This window comes from Microcella frigidaquae, from assembly GCF_014200395.1.
Lineage (GTDB): Bacteria > Actinomycetota > Actinomycetes > Actinomycetales > Microbacteriaceae > Microcella > Microcella frigidaquae.
Genome location: NZ_JACHBS010000001.1, coordinates 1,045,944 through 1,061,813 on the forward strand (window position 1 = coordinate 1,045,944; position 15,870 = coordinate 1,061,813).

The following is a 15,870-nucleotide window of genomic DNA, read 5'->3' on the forward strand; positions in this document are numbered from 1 at the left end:
GGGGTGGGGGTCGAGGTCTTCCACGATGGGAGTTCCTACACTCCTCCAACGGAAAGACCTCGACGTGTCTCACTCTATTTCTGGGTGCGCTTCGTGCGCGTCTGCTTGCGCCGTGTTCGCGATCGACGGGTTCCATGTGACCGGGGTCGTCGCGCGCGCTGACGTGCTCGTCCTCGACATCGAGACGGGCCATGACGCGGTCGGCTGCCCGGGTTGCGGGGTCCTTGCGGAGGGGCGGGGGCGGCGGGTGCATGAGCTTGCGGACGCTCCGGCGTTCGGGCTGCCGGTGCGGGTGCGCTGGTCCAAGCGGCTCTGGCGATGCCACGAAGGCGGCTGCTCGGTGAGGACGTTCTCCGAGACGCACCCGTTCGCGATGGCGCGGGCGAAGGTCACGGCTCGAGCGGTCGGCTGGGCTGTCGGGATGCTGCAAACGGACGACACAACCGTCGCGGCGCTGGCCCGGCGGTTGCGGGTCGGCTGGCATACACTCTGGCGGGCGATCGCTCAGCACGCCGGTGATGGCCTCGATGATCCTGATCGGCTCGGCGGGGTGGTCACCCTCGGCGTCGATGAGCACATCTGGAAGCCGTCCCGGCGCGGCTACGACCGGGCGGTGACCTCGATGGTCGATCTGACCCGCGACGAACACGGGCAGGTGCGGGCCCGCCTGCTCGATGTGGTTCCCGGCCGGTCCGGCACCGCCTACGCCGCCTGGCTGCGCACCACACCTGAAGGATTCGTGCCGACGGTCGAGCATGCCGCGTTGGACCCGTTCCGCGGCTACGCCAACGCCATCCGTGACGAACTGCCCGACGCGGTCGCGGTGCTCGACGCATTTCACGTCGTCCGGCTCGGGGTGAAGGCCCTCGACGAGGTCCGGCAACGCGTCCAACAGGACACCCTCGGCCATCGCGGCCGGAAGGGCGACCCGCTCTACGCCATCCGCGGGCTGCTGCGCCACGGAGCCGAACACCTCACCGAACGGCAACACGCCCGCCTCCGCGCCGCGCTGGTCGCCGGCGACCCGACCTGCGAGGTCGAGATCGCCTGGCACTGCTACCAGCAGCTGCGTTCCGTCTATCACCAGGACCGGGCAGCAGACGGACGCCTCATCGCCGAGCAGATCCTCGACGGCTTCCACACTTGCCCGATCCCCGAGATCGCCCGCCTCGGCCGGACCCTGCGGAACTGGCGACAACAGTTCCTGGCCTACTTCGACACCGGCGGCGTCTCCAACGGCGGCACCGAAGCGATCAACCTCATCATCGAAAAGACCCGCCGACTCGCCCACGGATTCCGCAACTTCAACAACTACCGACTCCGCATCCTGCTCGCCGCCGGCGGCCACAAACCCTGGCGCACGACCGCTACCCCCGCTTCATGACGAAGAGCCAGATTCCCGGACCGGGTCGACCGATCCGGCACTGCCGTGCTGTTCACTCAGCCATAGGGCGGGGAACTGGGGACGGTCATCGACAGTCAGCTGGAAGATGTCCGTCCGGTTGTAGTGTCCGGCCGCGTCGAACGCGAGTTGTTCCTCGTTGACACGGTCCAGGTCGATCTCGCCGTAGACGATCACTTCGGAGTTCGCGACAGGGCCGCTGACCCAGTCGCCGTCCGGACCGATGATACCGGAGCCTCCGGGGAGGAGCACTCCGGGCTCTCCGCCGAAGTCGCCGCCGGCGAGCATCGCTTCACGGCGCGGGAACTCCTCTGGGATCTGATCTAGCGTCAGATAGGAGCCGACGCAGATGACGAAGCTTCGCGCTTCGAAGGCGTAGCTCCGGCTGGCGAGATGATGAAGTTCCGGGACCTCCGGCCAAGTGGCAATGTGCACCTGCTCACCTTGGGCATGCATGGCGTACCGGGTGAGCGGCATCCAGTGTTCCCAGCAGATGAGGCCGCCTACTCGGCCGAGGTTGGTGTCGAAGACGTGGAGACCGCTTCCGTCGCCAGACCCCCAGATCATCCGCTCCGCGTGAGTGGGGATCAGTTTGCGGTGCACGCCCAGAAGCTCGCCGGTGTCCGAGATGTACACCATCGAGTTGTAGAGCGTTCCGCGGGAGTACCGGTCCTCGCGCTCGTTGATCCCGATGACGATCATGGCGTTAGCCTCGGCGGCTGCTTTGCGGATCCGGTCGAGCTCCGGGCCCGGAACGGTCAGGGAGTTCTCCATCAGCAGCCGATGGACTTCCTTCGACTCGGCGTGGTCCCATTCGGCCGACCCGTAAATGTAGGACGGGTAGCCGGGCACCCAGGTCTCGGGGAACGCGATGAGACGTGCCCCGTTCGCGGCAGCCTCCTGGATGAGCGCGACCGCCTTGTCGACGGTCGCCTGCAGGTCAAACCAGACGGGTGCGGCTTGGACCGCAGCGGCGGTGTACTTGCGTTCGGTGATGGGCATTTGGTGCTCCTTGTTGGGTAATGATGACTATTGCTGTGCGGACGGAACGGTCACGGCGGGGGTGGCGCTTGTCGTGATCGGTTCCTGCTTCGCGGAGTTCGGTCGGAGGGCGCCCACGATCGGGCCGAGCAGGAACGCGGCGATCAGCAGCACGATGACCGAGACGGCGACGACGACATTGTCGCCGACGAGGGTCATCAGGTTGACGAGGATCAAAACGAGCGCCGCGAACAGCCCGACGAGTGCGAGCAGCGGGGCGATGAGCTTCCTAAACGGATGCATCGGGATCTCGCGGTGGCGGGCGAAGAATGCGATCACGGCGGCGGTGGTGACGACGAGCAGCACGACGTAGCCGAGCGAAGCGAGTCCGACGAGCCAGGTGTAGAACTCTCCGACGGCGTCGAGTCCCAGCACGACGGCGAGGATGATCGCGATGGCGGCCGCGAAGCTCACCATGACCGACGCCGTGCTCGGCGAGCCGAATCGGGGGTGGACTGCACTGAGCTTGCGAGGCAGGAGGTCTCGAGCGGAGAGCGAGAAGACGTACCGTGCGACGATGTTGTGGAACGTGAGTATGCAGGCGAGGATGCTCGTCACGAACAACGCCAGCACGATGTCCGCGCCGAGCTTGCCGACATACTGTTCCATGAGGTCCGGGAGCAGGGTGTCGGGCGACTCTGCGGCGACGCCGACGATCGTGGCTTCGCCGACACCGCTCACCATGAGCCAGCTAGTGACCGCGTAGAACGCGGCGATGAAGATGACGGAGATGTAGGTGGCGCGGGGCATGTTCCTGTCCGGGTCGCGGGCTTCGTCGCGGAATACCATGGTCGCTTCGACGCCGATGAAGCCGAGGATCGCGAACAGAAACGCCACGCCGGGGGCTCCGGAGAAGATCGTTTCGGGGTTTAGGAATCCGGTGGACAGACCTTGCCCGTGCGCGCCGGTGAAGGCGATCGCGGTGTCCAGAACGATGACCACGATAACTTCGGCGATAAGGAGGACGCCGAGGATCACGCCGGAGAACTCGATGCTGCGGTAGCCAACGACGCCGACGGCGACGAGCGCGATCACGGACCAGCTCCACCAGGGCAGATCCGGGCCGCCGAGCGAGTGCACGAGCGATCCGATCGCCGGGCCGAGGAGCCCGAACATACCGACGTAAAGCGAAAGGTACGACAGCAGCGCGACGTACCCGGTGCCGATACCGACGCGGCGGCCGATGCCTTCGTGCGCGTAGGAGTAGAACGCGCCGGCGGTTCGCACGTACTTCGCCATCGCGGTAAAGCCGACCGCGAACAGAACGAGGATCGCGCCGGTGATGATGAACATCGCCGGGACGCCCGCCCCGTTACCGATCGCGAACGCCAGCGGTACCGGGCCGCCGACGACGGTGAGCGGCGCAGCACCAGCCACGACGATGAAGACGATAGCCCAAAGCCCGAGGCGGCCTCGCAGCCGCTTCGGTTCAGCTCCATCGGTGATGTGATCCTTGGCAGACATGTCTCTCCTCCATTGGAAAGGCCGGGTTGTGGGAATCAGTCGAAGGCGCTGGACACGCCTACAGTATTATGCTGATCGATCAGCAGAAACCTACGCACTTGTTCGTCCTGTGTCAAATGGGCGTGCGTTCGAGTGAAGCCGGGCAGCGACAGGGACAGGGTTAGATAGTCGTGATGACCTCAGCAGGAACGAGGCTGTCGCATGAATCCGCGTGGCCTCTGTCGCGGCGGGGTCCGCGGGGCCGGGTGGCCCTGTTGGTCAGGCGGTGGTCGCGGTGCGGAGCTTGAGTAGGTTGTGGACGCTGCAGATCAGGCGCCATTCGGCGTGGACGGCGGTCATGCCTCGTCGTGTGAAGCGTCGGTAGCCGAGGTTGCCTTTGACGTTCCCGAAGACGGGTTCGATGCTGTGCTGTCGTTTCCGGTAGGCGTCGGTGCCGGCTTCGGTGGCGAGTTTGGCGTCCATGGCGTGGCGGGCGATCTCGGGATCGACGGCCTCGCCTCGGACGTGGGCGAGCATGGTGTTGACCCTGCCCGCGGACACCTGCAGCTCGTCGGTGGCGGCGCGTTTGGAGATCTCTCCGCGGGCGAGTCGTTCGATCACGGGAATCCATTCGTCGGGTTCGGGCTGGGCGGTGCGGGCTTGTCTGGGGCCGTCTTTGCCGAAGTAGCGTTTGGTCATGTCTCTGACCCAGGTGTAGGAGACGCCGAGGATGTCCCCGGCCTGTCGTTGCGACAGCTCCCCGCGGTTGACCTTCGCGAGGATCGTGATCTTGTGGTCGTCCGGTCGCTCAGCCTGCCTCCAGGGTGGTTTCCGCGTGGCAATCAACACCTCCGCGCCGACGTCGGCGGTGCCGTTCGCGCCTGTCCAGTAGCCCGCGTCGGCGACGAACGTCCCGACCTTCCCGGCGCCGGCTTCGGCGAGGTTCTCCGACACCGCCATGGCGATCGGGACGAAGTGGGGCTGGTCATTCGTGGTCGCGGTGACCTCCGCGGCGACGACGATCTGCTGGGTCGTCGCGGCGGTCTGCGCGTTGTATCCCTGCATCACCCCCGACCCTCCGGTAGCGATGATCCGCGAGTGCGGGTCGGTCGTGTTCGCCTTCCGCGGCCCTGGTCGGTTGGCGGTGTCGGGCCTCGGCTTCGGACCGGTCAGGCCCTTCCCTGTGGCGGCTTCCTTCGCCGCCCGCTCCGCCAACCTGGCCTCGTAGTCGCGCGCCGGCTGGCCCTCCAGCTCCGCCAGTGCGGCCCGGATCCGCTCCCGTCGGCCCTGCCCGCCCGCCCAGTCGTCGGGCAGCTCAGAGCCGGCGCGGTCGCCCAGCAAGTCATCCTCGGCGGCGTCGGTGGCAGCGGCCTCGGCGAGGACTTGCGCGGCCAACTCGTCGCGGGTGCGGTTGGCGAAGTACGACGCGTCCGCTTCGATCTTCGTCCCGTCGATCGCGACCAGCCCCGCATCGACCAGCCCCGCGTTCACGCAGAGCCCGAGGACTTGCGAGAACAACCCGGCGATCGCGTCCTGATGCCGCGCCCGGAACCGCGCCAGCGTCGCGTGATCGGGAGTCTCGTTCACCGCGATCACCCGGTAGGCGACGTCCTCCACCAGACGCCGCTCGATCCGACGCGACGAGCGCTCACCGGTGCAGTACGCTTAGATCAGCACGCCGAGCATCACCTCCGGGTCGTAAACGGCCCCACCGCGCCCATCCGCACGGAAGGCGGCATAGAACGCGGCCAGATCCAGCTCCGCGACCACATCGATCACGAAGAACGCCAGATGATCCTCCGGAAGCCAGTCCCGCACCGACGGCGGCAGCAGAAACCCCTGATCCCGATCACTCGAACGCACATTCACGGCCACACCTAATCATCATCTGATCAGGGGAAACAACATCTCAGGCGCACCGCAGACTCGTAGATTCATGCGACAGCCTCGAACCAGTTCGATCAAGCGGTTCAGGAACACCCGGTCACAGATCGGTGAGCCGCTCGTTCCGCGTGCCCGGCAGGTGCTTGAGGCCGCGCAACGAGTCGTCGACCGCGACGGCGCCGACAAACTCACGTTGCGGGCGATCGCTCGGGAGGCGGGTGAGGCGACCTCGGTGGTGCTGTACCACTTCTCCACGATGGACCGGCTCGAGGCGCTGCTGCTCGACTCCCTCTGGCATGACATCGATGTGGAGTTCTTGGCGACGATCGCTTCGCTGCCTGACGACGCGGCCAGTCGGGTCGATGCGTTGGTCGACTTCCACGCATCGATCGCTGAGGACCCGCAGCGCTACCAGCGGTACTTCGGGTTGGTGTCCGGTGTGGTGCGGAAACCGGACACCCGAGTCGAGATCGCGGAAATCTACCGCGGTTACCGGATGGAACTCAACGTCCCGCTACTGGCACACCCCTCTCGCTCGAGCGACGAAACCGAAGCACTCGCCGCGCTCGTGCTCGCCGTCGCCGAGGGTCTGTCCTTTCTTCAGCTGATGACCGCAGACGCCGCGTCGCCGACGCCCGGGTTCGAGCTTCTGCGTTCTTTGCTCAGGAAAAAGCTCGCCAGGGGGCGTGAGCCAAGTCCAGGAGACTTCCGTGCCGCGGCGCACGACCCAGGTGCACGCCCCGCTGATGCGATGCCGGAGCCGCCGGCGATCCACCGCACGGCGCAACGACTCCTCGACGCCGGCCATGTGATCCTCCGATCCAACGGGCTGCGCGGTTTGTCACTCGAATCACTCGCCCGCACTTCCGGCGAGGCACGGCCCGCGGTCGGCTATCACTTCGGCAGCAAGCTCGGATTCGTGGAAGCCCTTGCAATGGATGCGGTCCACCGGTGGGTCGTCGCGATCACCGCGCCCGAGATGTGGAACCGCCTCGTCACCGACTACGATGGTCGCGAACTCGCTCGAGTCCTGGAGCCGGCGACGATGGAGGTCGTCCAGGTTTTCCCGGTGGCTCAGCGACGTCAAGACGTCCGTGACGTCGCGTTCACCGCGATCGCCCACGCCCGCGCGGCGATCGCTGACCAGCTCCGCTCGTGGACTCTGGATCGCGGGTATCCGGCCGAGGACGCCGCGGATATCGTCCTCGCGGCTATCGCCGGGCTCACCCTTCAGAAAATGTACGACCCTGACGGGTTCGATTCCGCACCCGCGCTCGAGCAACTCGGTTCACTGCTGTCCTGACGCGTCGGCGCGCCAACCCTCCAGTTCTCGGAGATGACTCGTCTCAGACGCGGGATCGTCGGCAGTAGTGCAACCGGCCGCAGGGGAAGTGGATGGGAATCCGAATCGTGCATCTGTTGAATGCCTCTTCTGATGGTGAAGTCCCTTAACCGTTTTTCCACAAAGCTCGCTCACGCTTGCAGCGTTTGGGCGCCGCCACTGCTTGCCAGCGCTCTCGAATCTTGAGTAGGCCTTTCCATCGTTGCCAGCTACTGCCATTCGACATGATTGCGACAATGGGGGATACCGTTGGCAGCCTTGTGTGACCGGCGAGAGAGGGACCGATGGGCCACTACGATCTGAACCGCATGTCGACAACGCTCGAAAATTGGACAGTATCGACGCTTGAAAAGTGAACACTCGACGATTGGAGAGTGATCACTTTGGAAGATTGGGCATTGATTCGGAGGTTGGCTGCGGAGGGCGTGCCGAAGGCGCGGATCGCGGCGCGGTTGGGGATATCGCGGACCACGGTGGTGAAGGCGGTGCAGTCAGATTCCCCGCCGAGGTATCAGCGCAAACCTGCCTCGTCGTCCTTCAGCCCCGTCGAGGCGCGGGTGCGGCAACTGTTGGAAGACAATCCCGAGTTGCCGGCTGTGGTGCTCGCGGAGCGGGTCGAGTGGACGGGGTCGATGAGCTGGTTCCGTCAGAACGTGAAGCGGCTGAGGCCGGATCATCGCCGGATTGATCCCGCGGACCGGCTCACCTGGGAGCCAGGAGATGCTGCGCAGTGTGATCTGTGGTTCCCGCCGCGGAAGATCCTGTTGGAGGACGGCACGCTGAAGCTGCTGCCGGTGCTGGTGATCACCGCCGCCCATTCCCGGTTCACCGTCGCCACGATGATCCCGACTCGCAAGACGGAGGATCTCTTGTTGGCATCGTGGGAGCTGATCCAGCAGTTGGGTCGCGTGCCGCGCAGACTGATCTGGGATAACGAGCCTGGCATCGGCCGGGGTCGGTCTGGCGCCGATGGTGTTGCCTCCTTCATGGGCACGTTGGCGACGAGGTTGGTGTTGTTGCCGCCCAGAGATCCGGAGTCCAAGGGCATCGTGGAGCGACGCAACGGCTGGTTCGAGACCTCATTCATGCCCGGCCGTTCCTTCATCTCCCCGGCGGACTTCAACACTCAGTTCTCCGACTGGCTCACTCGCGCGAACTCGCGGGTGGTGCGCACGATCAAGGCGCGCCCGATCGAGAGGATCGATGCTGATCGTGCCGCGATGCTGCCCCTGCCGCCAATCCCGTTGCATTTGGGGTGGCGCTCCAGGATCCGGTTGGGACGCGACTACTACGTTCGGTTGGACACCAACGACTACTCCGTCGATCCGAGCGTGATCGGTCAACTCGTCGATGTCACCGCGGACCTGCACCGCGTCCGGGTTCGCGCCGCGGGACGCTTGGTCGCCGATCACCCCCGAGCGTGGGCGCGGGGGATGACGATCACCGATCCGGTCCACGTTGAGCGTGCGGCACGCTTGCGTCAACAGTTTCAGGAGCCACGCCCGGTTCGCGTTGCTGATGATCTGGCCCGCGACCTTGGCGACTACGACCGCGCATTCGGCCTGACCGGTGAGGTCAGCTGATGGCAACCTCGAAGACGTCCTCGGAGTCGGTGAAGCAGATCACCTATCTCGCCGCCGCGCTCAAAGCGCCCCGGATCGTGGAGGCCGCCACGCGCCTGGCTGACCAAGCCCGAGATGCCAGCTGGACGCACGAGGACTACCTCGCCGCCGTGCTGGAGCGCGAGGTGTCCGCTCGGAACGCCTCCGGAGCAGAGCTGAGGATCAAAGCCGCAGCCTTGCCGACCCGCAAGACGTTGGAAGACTTCGACTGGGACGCTCAACCGGCAACACGTCAGCAGATCGCAGCACTGGCCTCGGGGGCCTTCCTCACCGAGGCTCGCAACGTGGTGCTGTTGGGCCCGCCCGGCACCGGCAAAACGCACCTCGCGACAGCGCTCGGGATCGTCGCGGCCCGCGCCGGGCATCGCGTGCTCTTCGCGACAGCGACGGACTGGGTCACCCGCCTCACCGACGCCCACCGGCAAGGTCGCCTCCCGCAAGAGCTCGCGCGGTTGCGGCGTTACGGGCTGATCATCGTCGATGAGGTCGGCTACCTCCCCATCGAGCAAGACGCCGCGAACCTGTTCTTCCAACTCGTCTCTTCCCGCTACGAACACGCCTCGCTCATCTTGACCAGCAACCTGCCGTTCTCCAGCTGGGGCAACGTCTTCGGCGACCAAGCCGTCGCCGCGGCGATGATCGACCGCATCGTGCACCACGCCGACGTGCTCACCCTCAAGGGCGCCAGCTACCGACTGCGCGGCCGAGGCATCGACAGTCTCCCCAGCAGTCGCACCACGACCGACAACACCGCTGGCTAGACTGCCCGCAACCGTTCACTTTTCCAGCGTCGGAACCGTCCAGAACTCAAGCGTCGTCGACACAGCCGCCCTTACGACGACGCTAGCCACGGTCGCGCTTGTCGTAGGGCTGGGGGCAACCCCAGCGTATGCGGCGAAAGTGTTCATCAACGCGTACTACTGCTTGAGCGGCGTGGGCCACACCTCTGCCAGCTCGAACTTGGTCACGAACCACGTCAAGCAGCAGTACGCCACTAGCGCGAACCAAGTTCGCACCTACTGGATCCTGCTGCTTCCCGAGACAAAGGTCACGAGGTGGACAAACAACAGCTCCGCAGTCAGCGCTTACGTGGACAACGGACCTGGAGCGGTCTCGAACGCACGCTGGTTTTGCGGTTGATCGGCTGTCCACGCAATGTAAGTTGTGCGATGCGCAGAACCATCTGCAGCTGCGCTTCGAGCGAAATCTAGGCGCGTCACAACGGCTCCAAGTCGATACTCCGAACGAAAGCCCGGCCAGAGTTCCGCGGCAATAAACGCAAATTCCAGCCGCGGAACTTTGGGTTGTGGGGGATATGTTCGTCCGCCCGTTGCCTCTCCCAGTGGCTGGCCACTCGGGCCAACTATACGAGGGAACCAACGGTTCACTTCCCTGGTGAACTATCGCTTCGACACTCGTTCTAATCGGTCTGCTCCGCAACCTGTCGAGTGACAGTGGCCGCTCAAACTCCAGGCTATAGAGAGTTTCCCGATCCGCGCGCAGTACGCCATCGACCCGGGCTACTAGGGCGTGTCTCCTAACCTTTTGGTTTGATCGGCGGCAGGGTTGAGGGATGTCGCGCACTCGTCTTCTCTCTGATTCTTCTTGGTCTCGTTTGGAGCCGTTGATGCCGACGGCCTCGGCGAAGGGCGGTCGACCTTTTCAGGATCATCGGCGGGTGGTCGAGGCGATCATCTGGCGGTTCCGGACGGGCTCGCCGTGGCGTGACCTGCCGGCGGAGTTTGGTCCGTGGCAGACGGCGTGGAAGCGACACAGGCGCTATTCCGGCGACGGCACGTGGGACAAAATCCACGCCGAGCTGCTGAGCGAAGCGGACTCCGTGGGCAAGATCGACTGGTCGGTCAGTGTGGACTCGACGGTCAACCGGGCTCATCAGCACTCGACGAATCTCACCCGGGACACAGGGGGACCTGTCGAATTACAGGAATCTGCGCAGGGAGCCTGCTGATCATGGAATTGGCCGGTCACGTGGAGGTTTGAGCAGCAAGCTCCACCAGTTGGTCGACGGCCACGGGCTGCCGCTTGTGGTGCTCGTCGGGCCTGGACAGGCCGGCGATGCGCCGATGTTCCCGGTCTTGATGGCGCATCTCCACGTCGCCCGTCGCGGTCCGGGTCGACCGCGGTCCCGCCCCGATCGAGTGCGCGCCGACAAGGCCTATTCCTCGCGGGCGATCCGGCACCACCTGCGCAGCCGGGGCATCGTCGCCGTCATCCCGGAGCCCGCCGACCAGCGCGGCCACCGCAGCCGACGCGGTTCGCACGGCGGCCGACCGGTGAGCTATGACGTCATCGACTACCGCCACCGCAACGTCGTCGAACGCGGATTCAGTGACACCAAGCAGTGGCGCGGACTCGCCACCCGCTACGACAAACTCGCCCTCACCTACCGCGGTGGAGCCGTCCTGCGTGCCATCACACTCTGGCTGAAGCAGTTAGGAGACACGCCCAGGCCCTCCCACGCAGAGTCAGCTTAAGTTGCGCCACTTGTAGTACACGGTCGAGTTGATTCGCTGTCCCGAAGATGCGGAACTCCGGATCGGCGAACCATCGTCACTCGCGGTCTGCGCGCAGGACTACCCAGCAGAGAGAGGTTGCCCCCCTGCACCGAGTTGGCTATAGAGAGCCCGTTGAACGAAGAGTTCTATGAACTTGTGGACCAGTGCCCACAGAGGCCTTCAGAAGCGGGGCATCACCCGACCCTCTATCACGATCAAGTCATGGGCTACGACCCGCGCAGACCTGGCGCGGCTTGAGGACACACTCGATTCAGTCGAGTCCACTCATCCTGACCAGGGTTCTCCAACACGGCCAAGTAGGGCGTCCACGAGTCGACCGTCAACAACGAATCCTTGAAGGCTTGGCGAGAAGGGGGCTCGGTCACCTCGATGCCCTCCCGCTCTAGGCACGGATTGAGGACGTTGACGAAGTAGTCGTAGACGTAGTCCAACTCTGCGTCGGTCAGGGGTTGCGTCAAGGACGGGTCGACCGGGTACTTGGCGTCGCAGACGTAGGCAGCGATGGCCATGGAGAGCTCCTGGCCCACCACGCCTTGACTCTCGTATCCGCCTTGGCCGTCGTTGCTGACCTTTGCGTCGACCCCTTGCTCGACCAAACACGCGACGATCACCTCGGCCCATTCCGATTGATCGATGAACCGCACAAGGTCAACGTCGGGGCGCTCAGCGTCGGGAAACGCCGATTCAACTCGCTGCCACGATTGGTCGAGAAACTCGGCGTACGCCGCATCCATTTCCTGCTCAGACAGCTGCGGAGGGGGCGGCGGGCCAGGTTCGGCTCCAGTGCACCCGCCGACACCGACAATGACGGCGACTGCAACGGTGAGCGAAGCCATCGCGCGAGTGGACCGGTTCGTCATGAGGGCATCGTACCTGCGCAAAGTGGCCTTCATGATCAAATGTCACGATACGGCCACCGCGTAAGGGAAAGTCGCCGCCTACCGCGTTCAACGCTGCCGCTTTCAGCACTCTGATCAGCGGACTGGAGATGCGACCGGCATCCCGAGCGCCGACGCCGCGGCCAGCAGGCGGTCGTCGTAGGCAACAAACGCGGTCAACTCGTCGCGCAGCTCCAGTGCGCTGGCGAGGTGAATGGCGTCGAGACTGCGCAGTGACGGCGGCGAGAGCCGCGCTGCCGTGTCGAGCACCGGGGTGTCGATGACCAGCAGGTTGCCCTGCGCGAGCAGGTCGAGCGCCCGTGGCACGACGGAGGGGTCGACGCGAAGGAGTGCCCGCACCAGCTCGGTCCGCACCAGTGCGCTGGAAGCCCAGTCGTGGTCACTCAGGTACGCCCGAAGTGCGAACGACTCCTTCTCGTCGATCAGAAGCTTCACCGCGGCAGACGTATCGAGATACAGCACCTAGAGCCGCTCTTCGCGTTGTTCATCGAGAAGGTCAGCGATCGACGGCCCGCCGTACTCCGGGTTGATCGGGGTGGGAGGATTCGCGGCGAGCCACGCGGCGGAGCCCCCGCGCCCCGGCGTCATGCGCCTTTCGTCAATCAGTTCTTGCACTCGTGACTTCTTCACCATCGGCACGGGCCCGATGATCGCCACCGGCACCCCGCGCTCAGTCACCTCGATCGACTCGCCTTGCTTCACGCGGTCAAGGTACGTGCTCGCGTTCTGCCGCAGCTCGCGCACCCCGATCCGCTCCATGTGCTACACGGTAGCACTTGTCGGTGGAGGGGGACCGTGAGTGCGTAAGGTCAGCCGAACACGCGACGCCCGGCAACCCAGGTGCCGACGTTTCGCGTCGCGTGGATGCTCGCCACGGTCCCCGCGAACGGGTCGCGGTCCGTCGCGGCCAGGTCGGCGACCGCGCCAACCTCGATGATGCCCGTGACCTCGGCGTCGCCCGGCCCTCGCCCGTTGATGAACGCTGAGCCCGCGGTGTAGGCGTCGAGGGCCTCGGCGAGAGTCAGCGCCTCGTGCGCGAGCAGGGTCTCGGGGTCGTGCTCGGGGTCGTCGGCGGGCAGCGTGCGGTTCACCGCGACGTGGATGGCCTGCCAGGGGTCGGGAGTCGAGACGGGCCAGTCGCTGCCGGCGCACAGGCGCGGGCGAGCATCCACCCCGACCGGGCGACCGTCCTGCCGAATGACGGAGTCCTGCCTCCCTCGCGCCGTGAACTCGACCTCGACCCCGAGATTCTCCGTCATTTGGTCGAGACGCGAAGGGGCCGAGGCCCGCAGGATGCTCGCGAAGGGGTACTGCGTCGCCGCGCGCTCGGCGCCGACGAGCGGCACCGTGAGCTCGCGCATCTGGGGCTCGTTGCAGGCCCAGAGCGCCTGCATGTTGGCGGTGACGCCGAGCTCGGCGAAGCGCGCCACGTCGTCGGGGTGCACGAACTGCAGGTGGGCGAGGTGGTGGCGGCGGGCATCCGTCGGCGCCCGAGTCGCCCAGTCGTTCGCGGACGCGGCCGCCGCGAACGCGTCGAGCGCGTCGCGCACCGCGCGGTCGCCGATCACGTGCACGTGGGCGCTGAAGCCGGCGGCGTCGAGCGCCATGATCGCGTCGACGAGCGCCTGCCCGCCGACGAACGCAATGCCGGTCGGATGCTCGCTCTCGCCCGCCGCCCCGAGGTACGGCTCGAGCATCGCCGCCGTGCCGTTCTCGACGACCCCGTCGGCCATGATCTTCACGGCACTGAGCCTGAAGCGGGAGGCGGGCCCCAGCTCGGCCGAGTGCGCCTCGCGGCGTGCGACGAGCTCGGGCACCTGCTCGACTCCGCGAGCGCGATCCCACCACAGGGCGCCGACGACGTCGACCGTCAAGCGCCCCGCGGCGAGGGCGCGGCGGTACACCAACGCGGTGTCCGAAGCACCGAAGTAGTCGCCGACGATCGCGTCCTGCCACGCCGTGATGCCGAACGAGTGCGCGTAGCGCTGCGCCTCGAGCAGGGCGGCGTACTCGTCGTCGGGCGTCGCGGCCGGGGCGACCGCGGCGACGAGCCCGGCGGCGCCCTCGTGCAGCGTGCCCTGCGGGCTGCCGTCGGGCAACCGCTCGATGCGACCGTCGGCCGGGTCCGGCGTGTCGGCGGCGATACCCGCGAGCGCGAGTGCGGCCGAGTTGGCCCAGGCGCCGTGGTGGTCGCGGTTGTAGAGGAAGACCGGTCGGATGGGCTCGATCGCGTCGAGCTCGGCAGCACTCGGCGTGCCGCCGGCGAAGGCGCTCATCGCCCAGCCGCCGCCGGTGATCCAGGCGCGCGAGGCGTCGCAGCCTCGGGGCGGGTTCAGCTGCGCAAAGTCCGCGATGAGCCGCGCGTAGTCCTCGGCCGACGAGCCCTCGCTGAGATCGCAGCCGAGCCGCTCGAGGCCGCCCTGGATGGGGTGGATGTGCGCGTCGACGAAACCCGCGTGCAGCATCCCGCCCGCCAGATCGACCACCTCGGTGGCAGGGCCGCGCCACGCGCTCAGGTCGGCGTCCACCGCCGCGATGCGGCCGTCGACGACCGCGACCTGCACGGCCGACGGAACAGCACCGCGGCCCGGCCCCGCGTAGACGACTCCTCCGAGGAAGAGCAGATCTGCGTGAGGCACGGGCCGCGGACTGGGGGGTGGGAAAGGGCGCGAGCGCCGGGGCTAGGCCGAGGTCTTGGCGTTGACCTCGTACGAGGTGTTCGTCGACTCGAAGAAGTTGACGAGCTGCAGGGTGTCGTTCGCCGTCGCCATCCACTTCGCCGGGTTCGACACGTTGTACTCGGGCTCGAAACCGAGCTCTTCGAGGCGACGGTCGGCCAGGTACTTGACGTACTGGTTGATGTAGTTGGCGTTGAGGCCCAAGATGCCGTTGGGCAGGAGGTCGTGGTTGTACGCCTCCTCCATCTCGACGGCGTCGAGGATCATCTGGCGGATCTCGGCGGCGAACTCCGGCGTCTGCAGGTCGGGGTTCTCCTCCAGCACCGTGAGGATGAGGTTGATGCCGAACTTGAGGTGCAGGCTCTCGTCGCGCACGATCCAGTCGACGAGCGAACCGAAGTTGCGCAGCAGGTTGCGCTGACGGAACGACAGCGCGACCATGAAGCCCGAGTAGAACCAGATGCCCTCGAGGATGACGTTGTAGGCGACGAGGTTGCGGATGAAGTCCTGCTTGCCCTCGGTCGTCGTGATGTCGAGCGTGTCCTCCGTCATGCGGCGGATGAACGTGACCTCGAACTCCTCCTTGCGCGCCATCGACGGCACGTCGATGTGGCTGTCGTAGGCCGCGGCGCGGTCGATCGGGAAGGTCTCGAGCACGTACTCGAAGCTCATGCAGTGGTTCGCCTCCTCCCACATCTGCTTCGCGAGGTAGAGGTGCGCCTCGGGAGCCTTGACGTAGGGGTAGACGCCGAACGCGAGCGCCTTGTTGACGAGCAGCTCGTTCGGGTTGAAGTACGACATGAGGAACGTGATCGCGTGGCGCTCCTCATCGGTCATCTTCTTGAAGTCGGCGATGTCCTCGCCGAGCTGCACCTCGTTGGGGAACCAGGTGTTCGCAACCGCCTGGTCGTAGAGGTCCATAGCCCACTTGTAGGTGACCGGCTTGAGCAGCAGGCCTTCCTGGATTCCGGTTCCGAGGATTCCCATGATGTGTTCGCGTCTTTCTGCTTCTGGAGCGGATT

The 15,870-nt window shown here is 65.9% G+C and carries 14 protein-coding genes and 1 pseudogene; 5 read left to right on the forward strand and 10 right to left on the reverse strand.

Translation table 11 applies throughout. The annotated features are described in order from the left end of the window. The first annotated feature begins 25 nt into the window (after positions 1-25). Positions 26-1,384 (forward strand): ISL3 family transposase, encoded by a 1,359-nt coding sequence (locus tag BJ959_RS05155; RefSeq protein ID WP_153982668.1) that lies wholly within the window; start codon positions 26-28, stop codon positions 1,382-1,384. On the opposite strand, the gene BJ959_RS05160 is transcribed toward BJ959_RS05155, so the two are convergent. The 5 genes and pseudogenes from BJ959_RS05160 to BJ959_RS05175 all read right to left on the reverse strand — a co-directional run bounded on the left by BJ959_RS05160 (position 1,379) and on the right by BJ959_RS05175 (position 5,761). After that, entirely contained in the window at positions 1,379-2,404 is a 1,026-nt protein-coding gene (locus BJ959_RS05160; RefSeq protein WP_153982669.1) for a carbon-nitrogen hydrolase family protein, read from the reverse strand. The two genes, BJ959_RS05155 and BJ959_RS05160, sit on opposite strands and share 6 nt — an antisense overlap. Before the next feature lie 27 nt (positions 2,405-2,431). Further along, positions 2,432-3,907 (reverse strand): APC family permease, encoded by a 1,476-nt coding sequence (locus tag BJ959_RS05165; RefSeq protein WP_153982670.1) that lies wholly within the window; start codon positions 3,905-3,907, stop codon positions 2,432-2,434. Between the two features lie 258 nt (positions 3,908-4,165). After that, complete coding sequence (locus tag BJ959_RS12600) at positions 4,166-4,951, reverse strand: transposase (protein WP_243739023.1); 786 nt, start codon at positions 4,949-4,951, stop codon at positions 4,166-4,168. A gap of 486 nt (positions 4,952-5,437) precedes the next feature. Then, positions 5,438-5,536: pseudogene (locus tag BJ959_RS12825) on the reverse strand (hypothetical protein); the annotation flags it as partial. A gap of 15 nt (positions 5,537-5,551) precedes the next feature. Continuing rightward, positions 5,552-5,761, reverse strand: a complete 210-nt coding sequence (locus tag BJ959_RS05175; RefSeq protein WP_153982672.1) for a hypothetical protein — start codon at positions 5,759-5,761, stop codon at positions 5,552-5,554. Positions 5,762-5,822: 61 nt separating this feature from the next. On the opposite strand from BJ959_RS05175, the gene BJ959_RS05180 reads away from it, so the two are divergent. The 4 genes from BJ959_RS05180 (at position 5,823) to BJ959_RS05195 (ending at position 11,229) form a co-directional block, all read left to right on the forward strand. Further along, positions 5,823-7,073, forward strand: coding sequence for a TetR/AcrR family transcriptional regulator (locus BJ959_RS05180; RefSeq protein ID WP_153982673.1), 1,251 nt, complete (start codon positions 5,823-5,825; stop codon positions 7,071-7,073). A 413-nt stretch (positions 7,074-7,486) separates the two neighbouring features. Then, a complete protein-coding gene (istA, locus tag BJ959_RS05185; protein ID WP_183321862.1) occupies positions 7,487-8,695 on the forward strand; it encodes an IS21 family transposase in 1,209 nt (402 codons plus the stop codon). After that, on the forward strand, positions 8,695-9,495 hold the full coding sequence (istB, locus tag BJ959_RS05190) for an IS21-like element helper ATPase IstB (protein ID WP_152584343.1): 801 nt from the start codon (positions 8,695-8,697) through the stop codon (positions 9,493-9,495). Before istA ends, istB begins: the two co-directional genes overlap by 1 nt. Positions 9,496-10,307: 812 nt before the next feature. Then, positions 10,308-11,229 (forward strand): IS5 family transposase gene (locus tag BJ959_RS05195; RefSeq protein WP_153983022.1). Its coding sequence is split into 2 segments (ribosomal slippage): positions 10,308-10,667 and positions 10,669-11,229, totalling 921 coding nucleotides; the frame shifts between segments, so codons are not numbered across the junction. 248 nt (positions 11,230-11,477) lie between these two features. On the opposite strand, the gene BJ959_RS05200 is transcribed toward BJ959_RS05195, so the two are convergent. From BJ959_RS05200 to BJ959_RS05220, 5 genes are all read right to left on the reverse strand, one after another. Continuing rightward, complete coding sequence (locus BJ959_RS05200) at positions 11,478-12,131, reverse strand: hypothetical protein (RefSeq protein ID WP_153983023.1); 654 nt, start codon at positions 12,129-12,131, stop codon at positions 11,478-11,480. A gap of 114 nt (positions 12,132-12,245) precedes the next feature. After that, positions 12,246-12,632 (reverse strand): type II toxin-antitoxin system VapC family toxin, encoded by a 387-nt coding sequence (locus BJ959_RS05205; protein ID WP_341800057.1) that lies wholly within the window; start codon positions 12,630-12,632, stop codon positions 12,246-12,248. Then, entirely contained in the window at positions 12,633-12,929 is a 297-nt protein-coding gene (locus BJ959_RS05210) for a type II toxin-antitoxin system Phd/YefM family antitoxin (RefSeq protein WP_153983024.1), read from the reverse strand. 50 nt (positions 12,930-12,979) lie between these two features. Beyond that, positions 12,980-14,809: an amidohydrolase gene (locus tag BJ959_RS12610; protein ID WP_341800058.1), complete on the reverse strand. Its 1,830-nt coding sequence runs from the start codon at positions 14,807-14,809 to the stop codon at positions 12,980-12,982. 42 nt (positions 14,810-14,851) lie between these two features. After that, the gene (locus tag BJ959_RS05220; RefSeq protein WP_153983025.1) at positions 14,852-15,835 is read right to left on the reverse strand and encodes a ribonucleotide-diphosphate reductase subunit beta; all 984 of its coding nucleotides are present in this window, start codon (positions 15,833-15,835) and stop codon (positions 14,852-14,854) included. Positions 15,836-15,870: the final 35 nt, after the last annotated feature.